This is a genomic window from Nonomuraea sp. NPDC049158, from assembly GCF_040648335.1.
In the GTDB taxonomy this organism is placed as follows: domain Bacteria; phylum Actinomycetota; class Actinomycetes; order Streptosporangiales; family Streptosporangiaceae; genus Nonomuraea.
The window spans coordinates 73,676-90,736 of sequence record NZ_JBEZDM010000033.1 but is presented as its reverse complement, the minus strand read 5'-3'; the positions used below and the strand labels follow the sequence as shown (position 1 = coordinate 90,736).

Sequence of the window (17,061 nt, the reverse complement as noted above, 5' to 3'; positions counted from 1 at the left end):
GCTCGGATACCTCGGCATCAGCGGGACTGCCTCAACCTCAACCAGACAGGACACCAGGCGCCGAGCCGCAGAGTTGATCCGGATATTGCAAGATCGGTCGCAAGGTAAGTCCGGAACGCGGTGATTGTCAGACTCGTTCAGTACCATCCGCGGGATGGAGATACCTTTTGTCCGACTTGAGCCCTGGTCGCAGGGTGACCTGGAGCTGCTGCGCCGCCTCAACGCTCCCGAGATGACCGAGCACCTGGGCGGTCCCGAGACCGAGGAAGAGGTGGTCGGGCGGCACGAGCGCTACCTCAAGCTGGATGATCCGGGCGTGGGCGCCATGTTCAGCGTGGTCGTCGAGCCTGAGCTGGAGACGGTCGGGTCGATCGGCTTCTGGGAGCGCGAATGGCAGGGTGAAACCGTTTATGAGACGGGATGGGGGATTTTGCCGGAGTTTCAGGGGCGGGGTATCGCGACGGCTGCCGCCATCGCCATCGCGACCAAGGCTCGGGCGGGGGGCAGGCACCAGCACCTGCACGCTTACCCGTCGGTGGAGCATCCGGCGTCCAACGCGATCTGCCGCAAGGCCGGGTTCACCTTCGTCGGGGAGGTTGACTTCGAGTACCCGGTCGGTCATCCGATGCGCTGCAACGACTGGCGACTGCGACTGCTCTGACCGGCCGCCCGCCGCCCTGAAGCCCTGAAGCCCTGAAGCCCGCCCCGCGTCGGCGTCAGGCCGCGTCGGTCCAGGAGGCGGTGATGTCGAGACGCTCGCGCCACAGTTTCTCGCCGTCGCCGCCCGGCTCCCACCGTCCGGTGAAGTCGAGCAGGGCACGGCAGCGCGCCACCATGGCCGCGTGACGGTCCGGCCAGGACGGCACCGGGCCGCCGTACGCGTCGAAGAAGGACGGCAGACGCGATACGTGTTCCGGGTGGTGCATGCGTACGATCCACTCGCACCACGCGAGGTCCTCGATCGGCTCGCCAGGATGCGCCCACTCCCAGTCGAGGATCGCCGCCGTCTCGAACGTGGCCGGGTCGAACAGCAGGTTCTGCGGCCCGTAGTCGCCGTGCACGATCCCCAGCCGATGGATGCGGGCCAGCGTCTGCCCGCATCCGGCGAGGACCTCGGTCACGCGGCCCTCGTCGAGCAGGTCCTGGCCGTGCGCCCCGCGTACGTAGCGCGTGGTCACGCTCGTCGGGGTCACCCGGTGTACGGCGGGCACAGGCAGCCGCCCGCGCAGTCGGCGCAGGAACCTGCTCTCGGTCTTGAGGCGGATCGCCGCGTCAGGACCTTCGTAACACTTGACGACCCATGTGTCGTCGCCGACCGTGCTGTTGGTGTACCCGTGCTTCACAGGGACCGATTCTGGCGTACCGGGAAGATCCCCGGAATCACCTGAGCCACCCTCGATACACGGTGTAAGACCGGGTCGGCGGTAGAATGGTAGGGAAACCGCAGGCACCGGGCGGCTGAACGGCAAAAGCGCGACGAAGTGTCAGCCCGATGCGAACATGCGTCCTGTAAAGCGCTTCGGCGTGTCCCCGCTGCGCGCTCCCTGCTACCTGCTGGGGCCGGGCGCAAGGGCAATCCGGCGGCAGCCGTCCGCCTGGATGATCGGCGGCAGGCGCTCGCCGGATGATCGGGACGCCGGACCGCCCCGCAGGACCATCCACGCAGGATCGCCGTGGCCGGACCGGTGAGACTGCCGTGGCCGGACCGGTGGATCGGCGGGACTGCCGTGGCACGCCGACACGCCGCTTGCAGCAGGTGCGGGTCGAGCCGCCGATGCGCAGCCGCATCCGGCAGTCGGCGCGCGGGTCGGCGCTCGGCGTGGTCGGAGCGCCTCCGCCAGAACGCCTTGGCGGAACGCCGGTGGTGTCCCGCCCAGGGGCGGATCAACGATCTCGTTGTGCGTTTCCTACGTGAGCGAACACGGCTGAGCGGGTGAGAAGCTACACCGCTCTGCGGGATGTCATCGGACGCCTTCGCAGGGAGTGTCGTGGCCGGAACGCCGATCTGGCAGGGGTCGGCGATCCAGATCGGTGCGGTTCGTCGCGGGCAGGTCGTACGCGCAGCTGGCCGCCAAGACAACGGACCGGTGGATCTGGTCAGTGAGTGCCGGTGTGGTGTTCAGGTGGGAAACCGCAGCACTTGGTCAGTCAGCATCGGTGAGGTGTTCAGGTCGGAGACCGGTGGATCTGGTCGGTGCGCACCGCTTCGGGTGCTCAGGTCGGAGACTGCCGGACCTGATCGGTCAGCACTCGTTGCCATGCTCGAGTCGGAAAATGGTTTGCCGGGTCAGCCGGCGCCTTGTCAACCTTGATGAGCTATGCGATCCCTTCCAGAAGCCGATTTCGGCATGCCCGACATCCGCAGCCCGCTCCGGTACCTGTGGTGGAACGCGCGTGCCCAGGCTCCGGCATTGCTGGGCGGCATCGGCTTCGCCACCGCCTGGTGGCTGTTGCAGGCGCTGGTCCCCGCCGTGCTCGGCAAGGGCATCGACGCCGTCACGGCCAAGGACACCGACGCGCTGCTGACCTGGTCGGCGATCATGCTCGCGATCGGCATGCTGCAGGCGTTCACCGGGATCATGCGGCACCGGATGGCGGTCTACAACTGGCTGGCCGCCGCCTACCGCACCGTACAAGTGACCGCCAGGCAGGCCGCGCGGCTCGGTGCCACGCTGCCCAAGCGGGTCTCGACCGGCGAGGTCGTCAGCGTCGGCAACTCCGATATCTCCCACATCGGCAACTCGATGGAGGTCCTGCCGCGTGGCACCGGCTCCGTCGTGGCGATCGTCGCGGTCACCGTGATCCTCATCTCCACTTCGCTGCCGTTGGGCCTGCTGGTGATGTTCGGCGTGCCGCTGATGGCCGTCGCGATCGGGCCGCTGCTCAAGCCGCTGCACAGGCGGCAGAAGGCCCAGCGCGACCTGATGGGCGAGCTGTCCACCAGGTCGGCCGACATAGTGGCGGGCCTGCGGGTGCTGCGCGGCATCGGCGGCGAGCAGGTGTTCGCCGCGCGCTACCGCGAGGAGTCTCAGCGTGTACGGGACGCGGGCGTCAACGTGTCCAAGATCGAATCGCTGCTCGAAGGCGCGCAGATCCTGCTGCCGGGAGTGCTCATCGCGGTCGTCACCGGGATAGGCGCGTCGTTCGCGATCGGCGGTGAGATCACCGCTGGTCAGCTCGTCGCCTTCTACGGCTATGCGGTCTTCCTGATCGGCCCGATGCGTACGCTCACCGAGGTCGCCGACAAACTGACCAAGGGTCATGTGGCGGCCCGCCGCGTGGTGCGCATTCTGTCCATCGAGCCCGAGGTGTCAGGGGGCACCGGCACCAGTGAGGGCGGCGTGCTGCGCGACTCCTACAGCGGCGTCACCGTCCAGCCCGGCGTCCTGACCGCGATCGCGGCCGCTCTGCCGGAGGACGCCATCGCCATCGCCGACCGGCTGGGCCGCTACGCCGACGGCGACGTCACCTTCGGCGGGACCGACCTGGCGACGCTGCCGATGGCCGAGATCCGTTCGCGCATCCTGGTCGCCGACAACGGCGCCCGCCTGTTCACCGGCAGACTCCGCGACGAGCTCGACGTCCGCGACGAGCTCGACCTCCGCGGCGATGTCCGTGGCGACGTCCGCGGCGATGTTCGTGGCGACGTCCGCGGCGATGTTCGTGGCGACGTCCGCGGCGATGTTCGTGGCGACGCTTCCGGCGAGCGGGTGGCGCAGGCGCTGTACGCCGCCTGCGCCGAGGACATCATCGAGGCCCTGCCCGACGGTCTCGACTCTCTGGTGGCCGAGGCGGGCCGGGAGTTCTCCGGCGGGCAGCAGCAGCGGCTCCGGCTGGTCAGGGCACTGCTGGCTGATCCGGAGGTGCTCATCCTGGTCGAGCCGACCAGCGCCGTCGACGCCCACAGCGAGGCCCGCATCGGCGAGCGGCTGGCCAAGGCCCGTGTCGGCAAGACCACGCTGGTCTGCACGACCAGCCCGCTGGTGCTCGACCGCACCGACCACGTGATCTACGTCGAGAACGGCCGGGTGCTCGCCGAGGGTACGCACCGCGACCTGCTGGCGACCTCGCCGGAATACACCACGACCGTGACGAGAGGGGAGGACTGACGATGGCCCGCGAGATCCTGCCGGTCGCCGACCAGAGACAGGTGCGCGCCTACGCCAGGCGGCTGACGCTCAAGTATCCGCGCCAGCTCATCGTCGTGCTGGCCCTGCACGGGCTCGCGGCGATCGTGGGCCTGGCCGTGCCCTGGCAACTCGGCAAACTGGTGCAGAACGTCCAGGACGGCGGCCACGTCAACGTGCTGCTCTTCGCCGTCGGCATCGGCGCGTTCCTGTTCGGGCAGGGCGCACTGGTGCGTTACGCGGTGCTCGCCTCGGCCAAGCTCGGCGAGAAGGTCCTCGCCGAGCTGCGTGAGGAGTTCGTCAACCGGGTGCTTGGCCTGCCGCTGTCGACGGTGGAGCGGGCCGGCTCCGGCGACCTGATCACCAGGACCTCCCGCGACGTCGACTCCCTCTCCCAGACCGTCCGGCACGCCGTGCCCGAGACGCTGATCGCGATCGTCACTTTCACGATCACCGTGGGCGCGGTGGTGCTGGTCAGCCCGCTGTTCATGCTGCCGATGCTGATCGCGGTGCCACTGCTCTGGATCTCCACCCGCTGGTACCTCAACCGCGCCCGCGACGGCTACCTGCGCGAGAACGCCGCCTACGCGGACATGACCGAGGGCCTGGCCGAGACCGTCGAGGGCGCCAGGGCCGTGGAGGCGCTCGGCCTCCAGCGGCGGCGGGAGGCGCGGACCGCGAACGACATCCGCGGCTCGTTCGCCGCCGAACGCTACACGCTGTGGCTGCGCACGATCTGGTATCCCGCCGTCGAGCTGGGCTATGTGATCCCGGTCGCCTCGACCCTGCTCATCGGCGGCCTGTTCTACACCAACGGCTGGGTGTCGCTGGCCCAGGTCACCGCCGCCATCCTGTACGCGCAGCAGCTCATCGACCCGCTTGACCGCTTTCTCATGTGGATCGAGGAGCTGCAGGTGGGCGGGGCCGCCATGGCCCGGCTGCTCGGCGTGGCGAATGTGCCCGACGACCGGATCGCCTCCACCGCACAGCCCACGGGCGAACTGCTGGAGGCCGACGACGTCCGCTACGCCTACCGCGAGGGCCGCGATGTGCTGCACGGCGTGTCGCTGACCGTCCGGCCGGGAGAGCGACTTGCCATGGTCGGCCCTTCCGGCGCGGGCAAGTCGACGCTCGGCAGGCTGCTGGCGGGCATCCACGGCCCGCGTACGGGCGCGGTGTCGGTGGGCGGTGTGCCCCTGGTCGACCTGCCCCTCGACGACCTGCGCGGCCACGTCGCGCTGGTCACCCAGGAACACCACGTCTTCAAGGGCACGCTCCGCGACAACCTGCTGATCGCCCGCCCGGACGCCGACGACACCGCCGTGCGCGCGGCGCTCGCGGCGGTCGACTCGCTCGACTGGGTGCTCGCCCTGCCCGACGGACTCGACACGGTCGTCGGGTCCGGCGGGCTGACCGTCTCTCCTGCCCACGCCCAGCAGCTGGCGCTGGCCCGCCTGGTGCTGGCGGACCCGCACACGCTGGTGCTGGACGAGGCCACCTCGCTCATCGACCCCCGAGCCGCCCGGCACCTGGAGCGCTCGCTGGCGGCGGTGCTCGACGGTCGGACGGTGATCGCCATCGCCCACCGCCTCTACACGGCGCACGACGCGGACCGGGTGGCGGTGGTCGAGGACGGACGGATCAGCGAGCTCGGGTCGCACGATGAGCTGGTGGCGGAGGGCGGCTCGTACGCGGCTCTGTGGAGCAGCTGGCACGGGACTCCGGCCACCACCCGCTCCCTCGCCACGGACGAGTCGGCAGAGTGGCTGGCACAGCACTCCTGACGTCTACTCCGTACTCCTGGTCATCGACGCTTGAGGGCTCACTTCCGGTCGCTGGCTCCTGGCGACCGGGTCATTGCCACCGACTCCCAACCGCCAGCTCCTGACCACCGGGTCGTGGCCACCGGGTCGTGGCCACCGACTCTTGGTCGCTGGGTTCTGACCATCAGCTCCTGGTCACCGGCTCTGGGCTGCCGGCTCTCGGTCACCGGATCCTGATGGGCCACTCTTTGGTCGTCGATGAGTCGGCTTCCAGGGGCGGTCAGCACTTCGTCTCAGGGGACGGCAAGGTGCGGTCCGTGAAGTAGCGGATCATGTGGTTGCGGGCGCACTCGTTGAAGGCGAAGAGCGTGTGTCCTGGGCCCTCATGGCGGATGGTGGTGCTGCCCGGTACCTGCGTGAGAATCCGGGCGACCGCGTCGGACTCGCGCCAGGCACCAGCGCCGAGCATTGGCGGCAGGCCCTTGGGGAGAGGCGCGGGCGGGTTGGTCACTGATACCGGCCAGCCGATGCAGCCGAGTGTGCCCGTCGCCAAGGTGTTGGCCGCGCCCGCGTTGGGGGCGGCCTTGCGGAGCCGGGCGATCGTCTTGTCGAGCTCGGCGCGGTCGGCGGGGCGTGGCCAGTCGGTGCATTCGGTGACGCCGGTCGACTGGTCGGGGTAGCGGGAGCCGCGGGCGGGGACGAAGCCGGAGGCGTCGCCGCGTACGGCCTTGCGGAGGGCCTCCGCCAGCTTGGGATAGCTGTCGGGACCCTGGTGGGCGAACCCCATGGCGAGGGATTGCAGGTCGCCCCCCGTATAGGCGATTCCTGCTGACTTGGCCGGGACCGGAGAGCGGTCGGCCTTGACGACAAGGCCGCGCCACTGAGCGGACAGCTCTCGGCACTTGCCGGCGCCGGCGCACCAGGTGAAGAAGCGGCTGAAGGATGACTCGTTGTCCTTGGCCATGTTGACCATGTCGGCGGTCCAGTCGGTGCCGCTGTGGCTGATCGTGCCGTCGATCACCACGGTGCGCACCTGGCCGGGGAAGAGCCGGGCGTAGTCCTGCGCGTAGATCCCGGCGTAGGAGGCGCCGTAGAAGTTGAGTTTGCCGTCGCCCAGAGCCTTTCTGATGGCCTCCATGTCTCTGGCGTGGTCGGCCGAGCTCATGTTGGCGAACAGCTCGGGGTCCTTGTTGCGGCAGGCCTCCGCGTAGCCGCGGTTGGTGTCGGAGAGCCGTCCGAAGTCAGCGTCGTCTTTGGGGAAGTCGGGCAGGGGGACTCGGGTCCAGGTGCAGGCCAGTCCGGTGCTGAGGCCGCTGAACTGCGCGCCGTAGCCGCGGGTGTCCCAGGTGATGACGTCCATCCGTTCGCGCAGCTTGGCCCAGAGGTCCGCGTAGGTCTGGCTCAAGGCGATGCCGGGGGCGCCGGGGCCGCCGTAGGCCACCAGGACCGATCCTTCCGAGGTGGTGCCGGTGGCCTTCAGCCGGCCCAGCTTGAGGGTGATCTTGCGGCCGTCGGGTTTCTGCCAGTCGGCGGGGACCTGGAGGTCGGCGCAGGTCATCCCCACTTTGTCGTTGGGGCAGGCGGCCCAGTCGAGGGTGGCCGCCTGCTGCGACTGGACGCCGGAGCCGAGGAGGGCGATGGCGATGGAGAGGGAGATGTGCTTGAGCATGCGCACGACGATCCCGCAGAGGGGGTTCCGGGCACATCGGACCACGGGCTGGTCTGGAGGGAGCTGGATCAGCCCGTGGCATGTCATGCCACGGGCTGATGACATCTGAGACGCGGCCCATCCCGAGGAGCCGCCGCCCAACCAGTGCCACCGCCACCCACAGCGCGGGGAGGCAGCGCTGCCCGGCCCCGGTGGCATCTACAGGGCGGGACGCCCTCCTACAGTTACCTGCAGCGCGAGAAGCCGGGCCACGGCCCAGGCGGTCACACGCCCAAGGACCTCTTCAGGAACTCCACCTGCAGCAGCAGCAAGTTCTCCGCCACGACCTCCTGCGGCGTCATATGGGTGACGCCCGACAGCGGAAGCACACTGTGCTGCCGCCCCGCCGCCAGGAGCGCCGACGACAGGCGAAGCGTGTGCGCGGCCACGACGTTGTCGTCGGCCAGTCCGTGGATCAGCAGCAGCGGCCGCTCCAGCTTGGCCGCATCGCCGAACAGCGAGGAGTTGTCGTACACGTCAGCCTGCTCGTCCGGATGCCCCAGGTACCGCTCCGTGTAACACGTGTCGTACAACCGCCAGTCCGTCACCGGCGCGCCCGCCACCGCGGCATGGAACACGTCGGGCCGGCGCAGCACGGCCAGCGCCGCCAGGAAGCCGCCGAACGACCAGCCCCTGATGGCCACCTTCGTCAGGTCGAGGTCATCGGGGTACTGCTCGGCCACCCCCTGCAGGGCGTCGATCTGGTCCTCCAGCGGGGGCGTGGCCAGGTCGTTGAGTACGGCGCGTTCGAAGGCGGGGCCCCTGCCCGGGGTGCCGCGGCCGTCGGCCACGATGACGGCGAAGCCCTGCTCGGCGAACCACTGGCTCTCCAGGTAGCCGCCGCGACGGTTGAGCACCCGCTGCGCGTGCGGCCCGCCGTACGGATCCATCAAGACCGGCAGCTTGCGCGAGCCCTGCTCGTGCCAGGAGGGCAGCACCACGGCGGTGGAGAGGTCGCGGCGGCCGGAGCGGCCGAGTGAGACCCGCAGGTCGAGGCCAGGGCGCTCGGCCAGAGAGGGGATCGGGATGGCCATGCCGTCACGCCGTACGACCGTGGTGGACACGCCCTCGGTGTCGAGGCTCTGCTCGGTCAGTACGCCGACGCCGCCGGACATCCGCCCAGAGAACACGCCGGACCGGGTCGACACGGGCAGCAGCGAGTGGCCGTCCCAGGTCCACAGCTGGATCTCGGTGGGGTCGCCGCTGGCGCTGAACAGCACACTGTCGTGGTCGACGTCGAGCACCGCGCGTACTTGCAGAGTGGGCGGGGTGACGGCGCGATCACCCACGAACAGGCGATTGCCGCCGTCGGCGGCGGCCACCCAGACCAGCGAGCCGTCGTCGAGGTGGGCGGGCACGCCGGTGACGACGTCGACCCACGCCGGATCGGTGTCCTCACGGATCAGCGTGGACTCGCCGGTCGCCGGATCGACCGCGAACAAGCGCAGCCTCTTCTGATCACGCGACATGGTCACGATCGACAGCGCATGGGAGCTCCAGGCGGCCGTCGTGAGGTATTCGTCCTCGTACGGCACCGCCACGCGCGACCCGTCGACTCCGAGCACGAACAACTGGGTCACCGCGTTGGGCGTGCCGGCGGCCGGATAGCGCTGGGCCGTCGCGGGCCGGTCCGGGTTGGCCGGGTCGGCGATGTGCCAGGTGTGGACCGGGGCCTCGTCGGCCCGTTCGACCAGGAGCGCGTCGCTCGACGGCGACCACCAGTGGCCACGCATCCGGTCCATCTCCTCGGCGGCGATGAACTCGGCCAGGCCGTATGTGACGGTCGGCGACTCGGGCTCCGCGAGGGCGCGGTCGTCGTCTGCCGCGAGGTCGTGCACCCGTAGGGCGCCCCCGCTGACGTACGCGACACGCTGGCCGTCGGGGGAGATGCGCGGGTCGATGACCGCGCCCGGCGTCTCCAGCCGCCGGGTGTCGCCGTTGGGCAGGTCGGTGACGTACAGGCCACCGGCCAGCGCGAAGGCGGCCCTGCTCACCGAGGAGTCGGTGCTGTAGCCGACCACGCCGCCCGCCTGCTCGCGGCTGCGCTCGCGCCGGGCGCGCTCCTCTGGCGGGAGATCGCCGTCGTCGGCGTCGAGCGTGCGCGGGTCGACCACGAGGCGTTCGACGTGCGTCTCGGTGTCGAGTTCCCACAGGCACGTCACCGGGTCGGTGCCGGACTTCGTACGCAGGAACACGACTTTGCCGCCGTCGGGGGAGATCGTGAAGCCCCTGGGCACTCCGAGGGTGAACCTGCGGGTCCTGGCCGACAGGCGCGGGAAGCTCTCACTCATGCCCTAATCCTGCCAGTACGCTCGAACGCATGACTGACCGACGGCTGCTGCTGGTGCACGCCCACCCCGACGACGAGTCGATCGGCACCGGCGCGACGATGGCCAAGTACGCGGCGGAGGGCGCGCACGTCACGCTCGTGACCTGCACGCTCGGTGAGGAGGGGGAGGTCATCCCCCCGGAGCTCGCCCACCTGGCCGCCGACCGCGACGACACGTTGGGCACGCACCGCATCGCCGAACTCGCGATGGCCTGCAAGGCGCTCGGCGTCGAGGACCACCGCTTTCTGGGCGTGCCGGGCCGTTGGCGCGATTCGGGCATGATGGGCGTCGCCTCCAACGACCGGTCCAACGCGTTCTGGCAGGCCGAACTCGACGAGGCGGCGGGCGAGCTGGTCAAGGTCATCCGCGAGGTACGGCCGCAGGTCCTGGTCACTTATGACGACAACGGGTTCTATGGGCATCCCGACCACATTCAGGCACATCGCGTTTCGCGGCGGGCGTACGAACTCGCCGCCGACCCGCGCTTCGGGGAAGGCGCGCCGTGGCGGATCACGAAGTTCTACCACACGGCCGTCGCCAAGTCGGTGATGCGGCGCATGGCTGAGGCGCTGCGTGCGGCCGACGTCGGCTTTCTCGTCGAGGACGTCGACGACATGCCGTTCGCCAGCCCCGACGAGGTGATCACCACGGAGATCGACGCGCGGCCGTGGGTCGGCAACAAGCTGGACGCCATGCGCGCGCACGCCACGCAGATCAGTGTGAACGACCCGTGGTTCGCGCTCTCGAACAACATCGGCCAGGAGGCGCTGGGCGTCGAGCACTACATCCTGGCGCTCGGCACGCCCGGCCACGCGATGCCTGGCGCGCCGATCGAGGCGGGCGGGATGGGAGCGCCGCACAACCGCGAGAACGATCTCTTCGCGGGCATCCACTAACCTCGTTCTTCATGGAGCAACGCAGCCACGCCGAGTCGGCGTTGGGTGGGGCCGCCTACGGCATGCTGTTCGTGTTGGGGCTGGTCATGGGCATCGTGGGCGGGTTCACGCAGGCGATATGGCACCTCGGTCCTCTCCCGTTCATCGGGCTGATCCCGGGCTCGGCGATCGGCTGGCTGCTCGCGCTCTTCGCGGTCTGTCTCGGGGCGGGCAAGCTCATGGGTTCGCGCCTCGGGGTGTCGGTGACGGCGTTCGGGTGGCTGCTGGTGTCCATGCCGTTCTCGCTCAAGCTGTCGCAGGGCGACCTGGTGATCTCCGGTAACGGCCCCGCCGGGTTCGTCTACCTGTACGGGGGCATGGCGGCGGTGCTCGTGGCCTTCTGGCTGGCGCCCTCGTCGGGCGGCGGTTCCTGGTTGTTGCATGGCCAGCAACCAAGGAACCCGACTTAGAGGCATAAAGTAGCGATCGTGCACCATGGTTCCACAGAGCAGCACGTCGATCGGGACATCTACCGCAAGGTGGTCGGCCGGTTCGCCACCGGCGTCGCGATCGTCACGACCAGGCTCGACGGGATCGATCACGCGATGACCGTGAACTCGTTCACGTCCGTGTCACTGGACCCGCTGCTCGTACTGTTCTGCGCGGAGAAGGTCGCCCGATTCCACGACGCCGTGGTGGAGGCGGGTGTGTGGGGGGTCTCGGTGCTGCCGGCCTCCATGGAGGACGCGTCGCGGTTCTTCGCGCATCGGGGGCGGGAGCTCGACGGGCAGCTGGAGCGTTGGACGCACCATCGGGGCGAATCGGGCGTGGCCCTCTTCACCGACGCCGTGGCGACGCTGGAGGCCCGGACGACCTCCGTCCATGAGGGCGGCGACCACTCGATCGTGGTGGGTGGGGTTACCGCGCTCGGCGCGCGGGCCGACGACCGTCCGCTGCTTTACCACCAGGGCCGCTACAAGACCTTATGAGCATGATTCACGGCCGGCCCGGGTGTGCGGCTGGGGACTGAGGGCACGCTACCGCCCGTCCCGCTCCGAAAGGCGCTCTCCCTGAGCTGAGCACCCCCGCGTCATATCGTTTGGGGGGTGGCGCGTCATACTGCGTGATGTAGGCCTGCTCGACTCGCCGAGCTCACGCACCGGCCGCGCACCTCAGAAGATGTCCGCCAAGCCGCCGCTCGCTTAACGCTCGCCCTTCGGACGCTACGCATCAGGTGGGTGGCTTGGCTCCCGCCGCACAGATTTACGCCAAACCGAGTAGTGATTCCGCCGCTCTCATCGCAGTGACATTCCCTGCGACATCATGGACCCGTACGACCCGCGCGCCCTGATGAACACACATCGTGTTCGCCGCGATCGTTCCTACCTTCAGCTCTTCGCTGTCTCGCCCTACCCCGAGGCTTTCCCGAATGAAATGCTTATTGCTGCACGCCACTAGTACGGGATATCCAATCGCCGCGATCTCTCCCAACCGGCGAGTTATCGTGTTCGAGTGCTCGGTGGTCTTGTTCAGGTCGTGACCTGGATCGATAAAGATTTTCTCCGGTTTGATGCCGTGCCCGACCGCGGCGTCCGCCCGCTGACGAAGAAACGCTGTCACCTCGCTGACGATATCCCCATATTGGGGACTCGCTACTACCTCCCCCGGCCCTCCGATGCTGTGGGTAATGACAACGCTCATCCCCGTCTCGGCAATAAGGCTCGCCATTCCCGGCGAACGGAGCCCGTTCGTGTCATTGATCACATCGGCACCCGCTTTGTAAGCCGCCTCCGCGACCTCCGGGAGGTGGGTGTCCACACTGATAACGGCGTCGCTCTTCTCCCGGATGCCTTTGATCACTGGCACCACCCGGTCTATCTCTTCCGCCCCCGACAACGGCGGCTGATCAGAGCGGAACGCCCGACCCCCTACGTCAAGCCATTCCGCGCCATCCCGTAGCGCCCGCTCCGCAGTCGCGATCGCCTCACCAAGCTCCATCGACCGATTCGGATCTAGGCCCGAGTTTGGCGTGCGATTCACAATCGCCATCACGACGATGTGTCGCGCTAGGTCGAATTCTCGCCTCCCCACTCTCCGTATCGGTGCAATGAGCTTGGGGTAGTACACCTGCATTACGCTCAACTCCGTCTGAAATGAATGATCCAGTGCAGCACCATGGGGAAGCTGATGGATCCCAGTCCAATCAAACCATGTTCGTTACCGCCTGCTGTCAGCTCGCAGCCTGAAGAAAGGTCGAACCGTCCGCAACCAAGAAGCCGACCAGAGCCCATGAAAAGGCTCAGGGCAGGGGTGTTCTTTGTTCAAGTCAAGGAGGCCGCTGTTCATCCGCTCACCTCAGAGCTGCCTCCGGCCCGGGGCTCGGGCTCAAGAATGATCATTCCACCTGCCCGCCTGCCCACCCGGTAGTCCGTACGTGGCCGAGGCGGAAGCCTGGTCTTCCCGCCGCTGCCGCCCAACGCAAGCCGAGCAGCCGCTGCGGGAGTGTCAGACGGCCGCTGAGCCTTAAGAGGCTCTAACGCGATGAGCCGTCCTGTCTCTCGGCCGCACATGTCGGCTCCGCGGCCCGCCCTTGACCGTCGGGCGGCAGCCTAGCCCTTCGAGTCCGGCCTCCAGTCCTGGACGAGGAGCCCGAGCAGTACCTCGTCCAGGAACTCGCCCATCACCCAGGCCGAGGAGCGCAGCACGCCCTCGCGGACGAAGCCGTTGCGCTCGGCGGAGCGCAGCATCGCGGCGTTGTCCGACAGCGTCTCGATCTGCAGCCGCTGCAGGCCGAGTACGACGAAACCGTAGTGGCACAGCACCGCGACCACGTCGGTGCCGTAGCCCTTGCCGCGGGAGGACGCCAGCAGCCCCAGCCCGATGTGCGCGGACCGGTTGTGGTTGTCGATGCCCCACAGCACCGCCGTGCCGACCAGCGTGCCACCGTCCAGCTCCACCACGGAGAACGGGACGTGCCCCTGCTCCTTGTCGTCCACCACGAGCGGCGAGTCCCTCGAGCCGGGCGTGATCGGCCGCCACGGCCGGCCTTGGGCCCGCGAGTGGGTGACCACGTCGTCGTAGAGCTCGACCTGAAGGATCGGGATGTCGTCCTCGTGCCGGGCCCTGAGCCCGACTTTGCTGCCCTTTAGCATGCGAGCTTCCTATCCGACCGGGCTGGCCGGCGGCAAACCAACGCCCGTTGCGTCAGGACCTGTAGGAGCCTAAGCACGCCTTAAAACCAAAGGCGAAAGATCCTTTTGGAACCCCCTCGGGCCGACCGCCGCGATGCGTGCCTACGGCCCGCTGGACTCACCGTAGACCCGGCATCGGAGCACAACGGGGCCCTGTGTGCCTGGGCGCCTCCCGCGCGTGTGGCCATGTGCTCGTACGCCTGTGCGCCTAGGTGTCTGTGTGCCGAGGTGCACGGTGACCGCCGACCCGGCGCCGGAAGGGGAGCCGGGTCGGCGGGGCGGGGTTATTGGGCCTCGGGAGCCGGGGTCGTGTCCGTTGGCGCCGGTGTTTCGGACGGCGTGTCCGTGAGCGCCGGTGTTTCCGCCGTGGGGGTCGCCGACGGCGTTTCCGCCGCTGCCGGGCACGTGGGGACCGGGTCTGCAGCGGACTCGGTCGATGTCGCCGTCTCGGGCGCTGCCTCGGGCGCTGTGCTCGACGCAGTCTCGGTCGCTGTCTCAGACGTCGTGTTCGACGCAGTGACCGGCGGGGTCGGGGTCGGGGTGGGTTCCGGGGTAATCGAGGTTGTCGGGATTACCGAGGTTGTCGGGGTTCCTGGGGTTGTTGGGGTTTCGGTGGGGGCCAACGGTTCTGCGGTGCTGGGTTGGCAGGTGAAGGTGACCGTGGCGGTGACGGTGGCCGCCGGGGCGGCTTCAGTGACCGTGACTGTGGCCTGCTGGGTGACCGTGGTGGTCGCCGTGGCTGTTTCGGTCACTGTCGTGGTAGCCGTATCGGTTGCCGAATCGCTGGTGCCAGGGGTGCCGGTGATCGTCGCCGTGGCCGTCGCCGTTGGGGTGGCTGTCACGGTACGGGTGGGCCAGGGCAGGACGTTGACCTTGATGCCGGGTTTGCCCTTGACCTTGTAGCTGCCCTTGCCGATCTTCTTGCTGATCTGCCCGGCGCCGGTGGTCACGGGGAGGTCGGTGGCCGTGGTCTTGCACGACTTGGCCTTGCAGACCTTCTGTTTCACACTGAACCTGGCCGCTCCGTCGTACTTGATGGAGACATCCAGATACGAGACGCCCTTCTTCTTGACGACCTTCGTCTTCGCGGTGTACTTCCCGACTTTAGGGGCGGGGGTCGTCGTCGGGGCGGCGGCGGGTAACGCCACCTCTACGCGGAGAGGAGGGCCAGTGGAATTGAGGGGATCGGACGCTGACGTCTGGGTGATCGCGACTCCGCCGGCTCCAGCCAAGGCCATGGTGCCGACCAGCGCGCCCACGATGGTGAATCTCATAATCCTGCTCTTGGGGGAGATTTCAGGACGCGGATCATTATTCCGTCTTGTCAAGATTGGTCAAGGCTGAAACGCATGAACAGGCGCTATCGGTTCCGGCGGGCGGTGAACTACGTCAACCTCTCCACCCCGCTCGGTCTGTTGATCTCCGTCGTAGGTGGTGCCGCGAGGCAGAGTGGGCCCAACGGCCTCATCCTCGCGTTGGGCTACCGCTACCGCTTCCCCATCGCCGGGGCCTTCACCGTCGGAAATGTCGTCCTGACCAGGCGCGACTCGCTCGAAGACCAGCTCATCCGGCACGAGGGCCGGCACGCCACCCAGTGGGCCTGGTGTGTCGGCCTGCCGATGCTTCCGCTCTACTTGGTGGCCATGCTCGTGTCCGTAGTGGTCTGTGGGCACCAGGCCTCGTACAACGTCTTCGAACGGCTGGCCGGACTCGACGACGGTGGGTACCCACGCGCACCCCTCTGGTGGAGAAGGAGCGCGGGACGCGGTGACTCCGGATGACCCATGTACGCCTCTGACCGTGCTCCATCCGGTCGGGGTCGCGGTGGGTTGGGTGATCCGTGTCCGTCTCTGGCTGGGCTCCGTCCGGTCGGGGGTCGTGGCTGGTCGGGGTGATCAATGTGCGCCTCTGGTGGGGAGGGGGTGTTGGTCGGGGTGGCCCGCCCCGCCTCTGGCCGAGAGGAGGCGGGCGTTGGGGTTGGTCGGGGGGTCCGTGCATGCCTCTGGTAGGGCGGGGTTTGGTGTCCGTTGGGGTGATCCGTGTACCCCTCTGGTGGGGAAGGGGTGCAGGTCGGGATTGGTGGGAGTGACTGATCCGCTACGTAGGGCAGAGCGACGCGTATGACGCAGACGATCGAAGTCCCGCACTGGCCGGACAGCTTCAAGGACCGCCTCACCGCCCCCCTCCCCGAGTTTCGTGAGCTGCTGAGCGTCACCTGGCACGGCGCGTTCCGTCCGGACATCGGTGACGCCGACCAGATTCCGGTGCTGCGTAACGGCGGTCTTCCTCGGGCCGCCACCGGCGAGACCATGGTCACCTGGGTGGGTCACTCCACATTCGTCCTGCAGATCAGAGGGTTAACGATCCTGACCGATCCGGTGTGGTCGCGCAGGATTCCTGGTGTACGGCAGCGGCTGACGCCTCCGGGTGTCGCCTGGAGCGACCTGCCGAGGATCGACGCCGTGGTGATCAGCCACAACCACTACGACCACCTGGACGCGCCCACCATGCGCAAGCTGCCGAGGGACACGCCGATCCTCGTGCCCGCCCGGCTGAAGGCCTGGTTCGACCGGCGCGGCTTCACCCGGGTGACGGAGCTGGACTGGTGGGAGTCCACGTCGATCGGCGATGTCACGTTCGACTTCGTACCCGCCCACCACTGGAGTCGGCGGACCGTCTGGGACACGTGCAAGACGCTTTGGGGTGGGTGGGTGATCGACCGCTCGGTCTACTTCGCGGGCGACACCGGCTATGGAGACCGGCTGGCGCAGATCGGGGACAGGTTCGGTGGGCTGGACCTGGCGCTCATGCCGGTGGGGGCGTATGAGCCGCACTGGTTCATGAAGGCCGCGCACGTCAACCCCGAGGAGGCGGTGCGGGGCTGTCTGGACGTCGGGGCGCGACGGATGGCCACCATGCACTGGGGCACGTTCGTGCTGTCGGGGGAGCCGCTGCTGGCGCCGATCGAGGCCGCACGGTCCGCTTGGCGCGCCCAGAGCTTGCCACGAGAAGGTCTATGGGATCTGGCGATCGGGGAGTCGCGTTCCTTCGTTTCCTGATGTGTGGG

14 protein-coding genes are annotated in these 17,061 nt (G+C 68.5%); 8 read left to right on the top strand and 6 right to left on the bottom strand.

The window, feature by feature from the left end; translation table 11 throughout:
• The first annotated feature begins 154 nt into the window (after nt 1-154).
• Nucleotides 155-661 (top strand): GNAT family N-acetyltransferase, encoded by a 507-nt coding sequence (locus AB0B61_RS44910; RefSeq protein ID WP_358446170.1) that lies wholly within the window; start codon nt 155-157, stop codon nt 659-661.
• Nucleotides 662-716: 55 nt separating this feature from the next.
• Here AB0B61_RS44910 and AB0B61_RS44905 read toward each other — a convergent pair whose 3' ends face one another.
• Nucleotides 717-1,343, bottom strand: a complete 627-nt coding sequence (locus AB0B61_RS44905) for a phosphotransferase (protein ID WP_358446167.1) — start codon at nt 1,341-1,343, stop codon at nt 717-719.
• A gap of 975 nt (nt 1,344-2,318) precedes the next feature.
• On the opposite strand from AB0B61_RS44905, the gene AB0B61_RS44900 reads away from it, so the two are divergent.
• Both AB0B61_RS44900 and AB0B61_RS44895 read left to right on the top strand, forming a co-directional pair.
• Nucleotides 2,319-4,109, top strand: coding sequence for an ABC transporter ATP-binding protein (locus tag AB0B61_RS44900; RefSeq protein WP_358446164.1), 1,791 nt, complete (start codon nt 2,319-2,321; stop codon nt 4,107-4,109).
• Nucleotides 4,110-4,111: 2 nt separating this feature from the next.
• The gene (locus AB0B61_RS44895; RefSeq protein ID WP_358446162.1) at nt 4,112-5,911 is read left to right on the top strand and encodes an ABC transporter ATP-binding protein; all 1,800 of its coding nucleotides are present in this window, start codon (nt 4,112-4,114) and stop codon (nt 5,909-5,911) included.
• A gap of 259 nt (nt 5,912-6,170) precedes the next feature.
• Here the strand turns inward: AB0B61_RS44895 and AB0B61_RS44890 are convergent, their stop codons facing one another.
• Together AB0B61_RS44890 and AB0B61_RS44885 are read right to left on the bottom strand one after the other, a co-directional pair.
• A complete protein-coding gene (locus tag AB0B61_RS44890) occupies nt 6,171-7,559 on the bottom strand; it encodes an alpha/beta fold hydrolase (RefSeq protein ID WP_358446159.1) in 1,389 nt (462 codons plus the stop codon).
• Between the two features lie 263 nt (nt 7,560-7,822).
• Complete coding sequence (locus tag AB0B61_RS44885) at nt 7,823-9,889, bottom strand: DPP IV N-terminal domain-containing protein (protein ID WP_358446156.1); 2,067 nt, start codon at nt 9,887-9,889, stop codon at nt 7,823-7,825.
• A gap of 29 nt (nt 9,890-9,918) precedes the next feature.
• Between AB0B61_RS44885 and mshB the strand changes: the two genes are divergently transcribed.
• Genes mshB through AB0B61_RS44870 form a run of 3 tightly spaced genes read left to right on the top strand, consistent with a single transcriptional unit; the run spans nt 9,919 to nt 11,792 of the window.
• Entirely contained in the window at nt 9,919-10,824 is a 906-nt protein-coding gene (gene mshB / locus AB0B61_RS44880; RefSeq protein ID WP_358446154.1) for an N-acetyl-1-D-myo-inositol-2-amino-2-deoxy-alpha-D-glucopyranoside deacetylase, read from the top strand.
• Nucleotides 10,825-10,835: 11 nt separating this feature from the next.
• On the top strand, nt 10,836-11,273 hold the full coding sequence (locus tag AB0B61_RS44875; RefSeq protein WP_358446151.1) for a DUF6113 family protein: 438 nt from the start codon (nt 10,836-10,838) through the stop codon (nt 11,271-11,273).
• Between the two features lie 18 nt (nt 11,274-11,291).
• Nucleotides 11,292-11,792, top strand: coding sequence for a flavin reductase family protein (locus AB0B61_RS44870; RefSeq protein WP_358446148.1), 501 nt, complete (start codon nt 11,292-11,294; stop codon nt 11,790-11,792).
• 274 nt (nt 11,793-12,066) lie between these two features.
• On the opposite strand, the gene folP is transcribed toward AB0B61_RS44870, so the two are convergent.
• From folP to AB0B61_RS44855, 3 genes are all read right to left on the bottom strand, one after another.
• Nucleotides 12,067-12,930: a dihydropteroate synthase gene (gene folP, locus AB0B61_RS44865; RefSeq protein ID WP_358446145.1), complete on the bottom strand. Its 864-nt coding sequence runs from the start codon at nt 12,928-12,930 to the stop codon at nt 12,067-12,069.
• Between the two features lie 482 nt (nt 12,931-13,412).
• Nucleotides 13,413-13,955 (bottom strand): GNAT family protein, encoded by a 543-nt coding sequence (locus tag AB0B61_RS44860; protein ID WP_358446142.1) that lies wholly within the window; start codon nt 13,953-13,955, stop codon nt 13,413-13,415.
• 323 nt (nt 13,956-14,278) lie between these two features.
• The gene (locus AB0B61_RS44855; protein WP_358446139.1) at nt 14,279-15,268 is read right to left on the bottom strand and encodes a hypothetical protein; all 990 of its coding nucleotides are present in this window, start codon (nt 15,266-15,268) and stop codon (nt 14,279-14,281) included.
• Between the two features lie 75 nt (nt 15,269-15,343).
• Between AB0B61_RS44855 and AB0B61_RS44850 the strand changes: the two genes are divergently transcribed.
• Together AB0B61_RS44850 and AB0B61_RS44845 are read left to right on the top strand one after the other, a co-directional pair.
• Complete coding sequence (locus tag AB0B61_RS44850) at nt 15,344-15,775, top strand: hypothetical protein (protein ID WP_358446136.1); 432 nt, start codon at nt 15,344-15,346, stop codon at nt 15,773-15,775.
• A 339-nt stretch (nt 15,776-16,114) separates the two neighbouring features.
• Nucleotides 16,115-17,053 carry an MBL fold metallo-hydrolase gene (locus tag AB0B61_RS44845; RefSeq protein ID WP_358446133.1) on the top strand — a complete coding sequence of 313 codons (939 nt, stop codon included), beginning with the start codon at nt 16,115-16,117 and terminating at the stop codon, nt 17,051-17,053.
• The last annotated feature ends 8 nt before the right edge of the window (nt 17,054-17,061 follow it).

Coding starts and splice junctions, on each gene's coding strand:
- AB0B61_RS44910 (WP_358446170.1), top strand. CDS start 155: ATGGAGATACCTTTTGTCCGACTTGAGCCCTGGTCGCAGGGTGACCTG.
- AB0B61_RS44900 (WP_358446164.1), top strand. CDS start 2,319: ATGCGATCCCTTCCAGAAGCCGATTTCGGCATGCCCGACATCCGCAGC.
- AB0B61_RS44895 (WP_358446162.1), top strand. CDS start 4,112: ATGGCCCGCGAGATCCTGCCGGTCGCCGACCAGAGACAGGTGCGCGCC.
- AB0B61_RS44890 (WP_358446159.1), bottom strand. CDS start 7,559: ATGCTCAAGCACATCTCCCTCTCCATCGCCATCGCCCTCCTCGGCTCC.
- AB0B61_RS44885 (WP_358446156.1), bottom strand. CDS start 9,889: ATGAGTGAGAGCTTCCCGCGCCTGTCGGCCAGGACCCGCAGGTTCACC.
- mshB (WP_358446154.1), top strand. CDS start 9,919: ATGACTGACCGACGGCTGCTGCTGGTGCACGCCCACCCCGACGACGAG.
- AB0B61_RS44875 (WP_358446151.1), top strand. CDS start 10,836: ATGGAGCAACGCAGCCACGCCGAGTCGGCGTTGGGTGGGGCCGCCTAC.
- AB0B61_RS44860 (WP_358446142.1), bottom strand. CDS start 13,955: ATGCTAAAGGGCAGCAAAGTCGGGCTCAGGGCCCGGCACGAGGACGAC.
- AB0B61_RS44855 (WP_358446139.1), bottom strand. CDS start 15,268: ATGAGATTCACCATCGTGGGCGCGCTGGTCGGCACCATGGCCTTGGCT.
- AB0B61_RS44850 (WP_358446136.1), top strand. CDS start 15,344: ATGAACAGGCGCTATCGGTTCCGGCGGGCGGTGAACTACGTCAACCTC.
- AB0B61_RS44845 (WP_358446133.1), top strand. CDS start 16,115: ATGACGCAGACGATCGAAGTCCCGCACTGGCCGGACAGCTTCAAGGAC.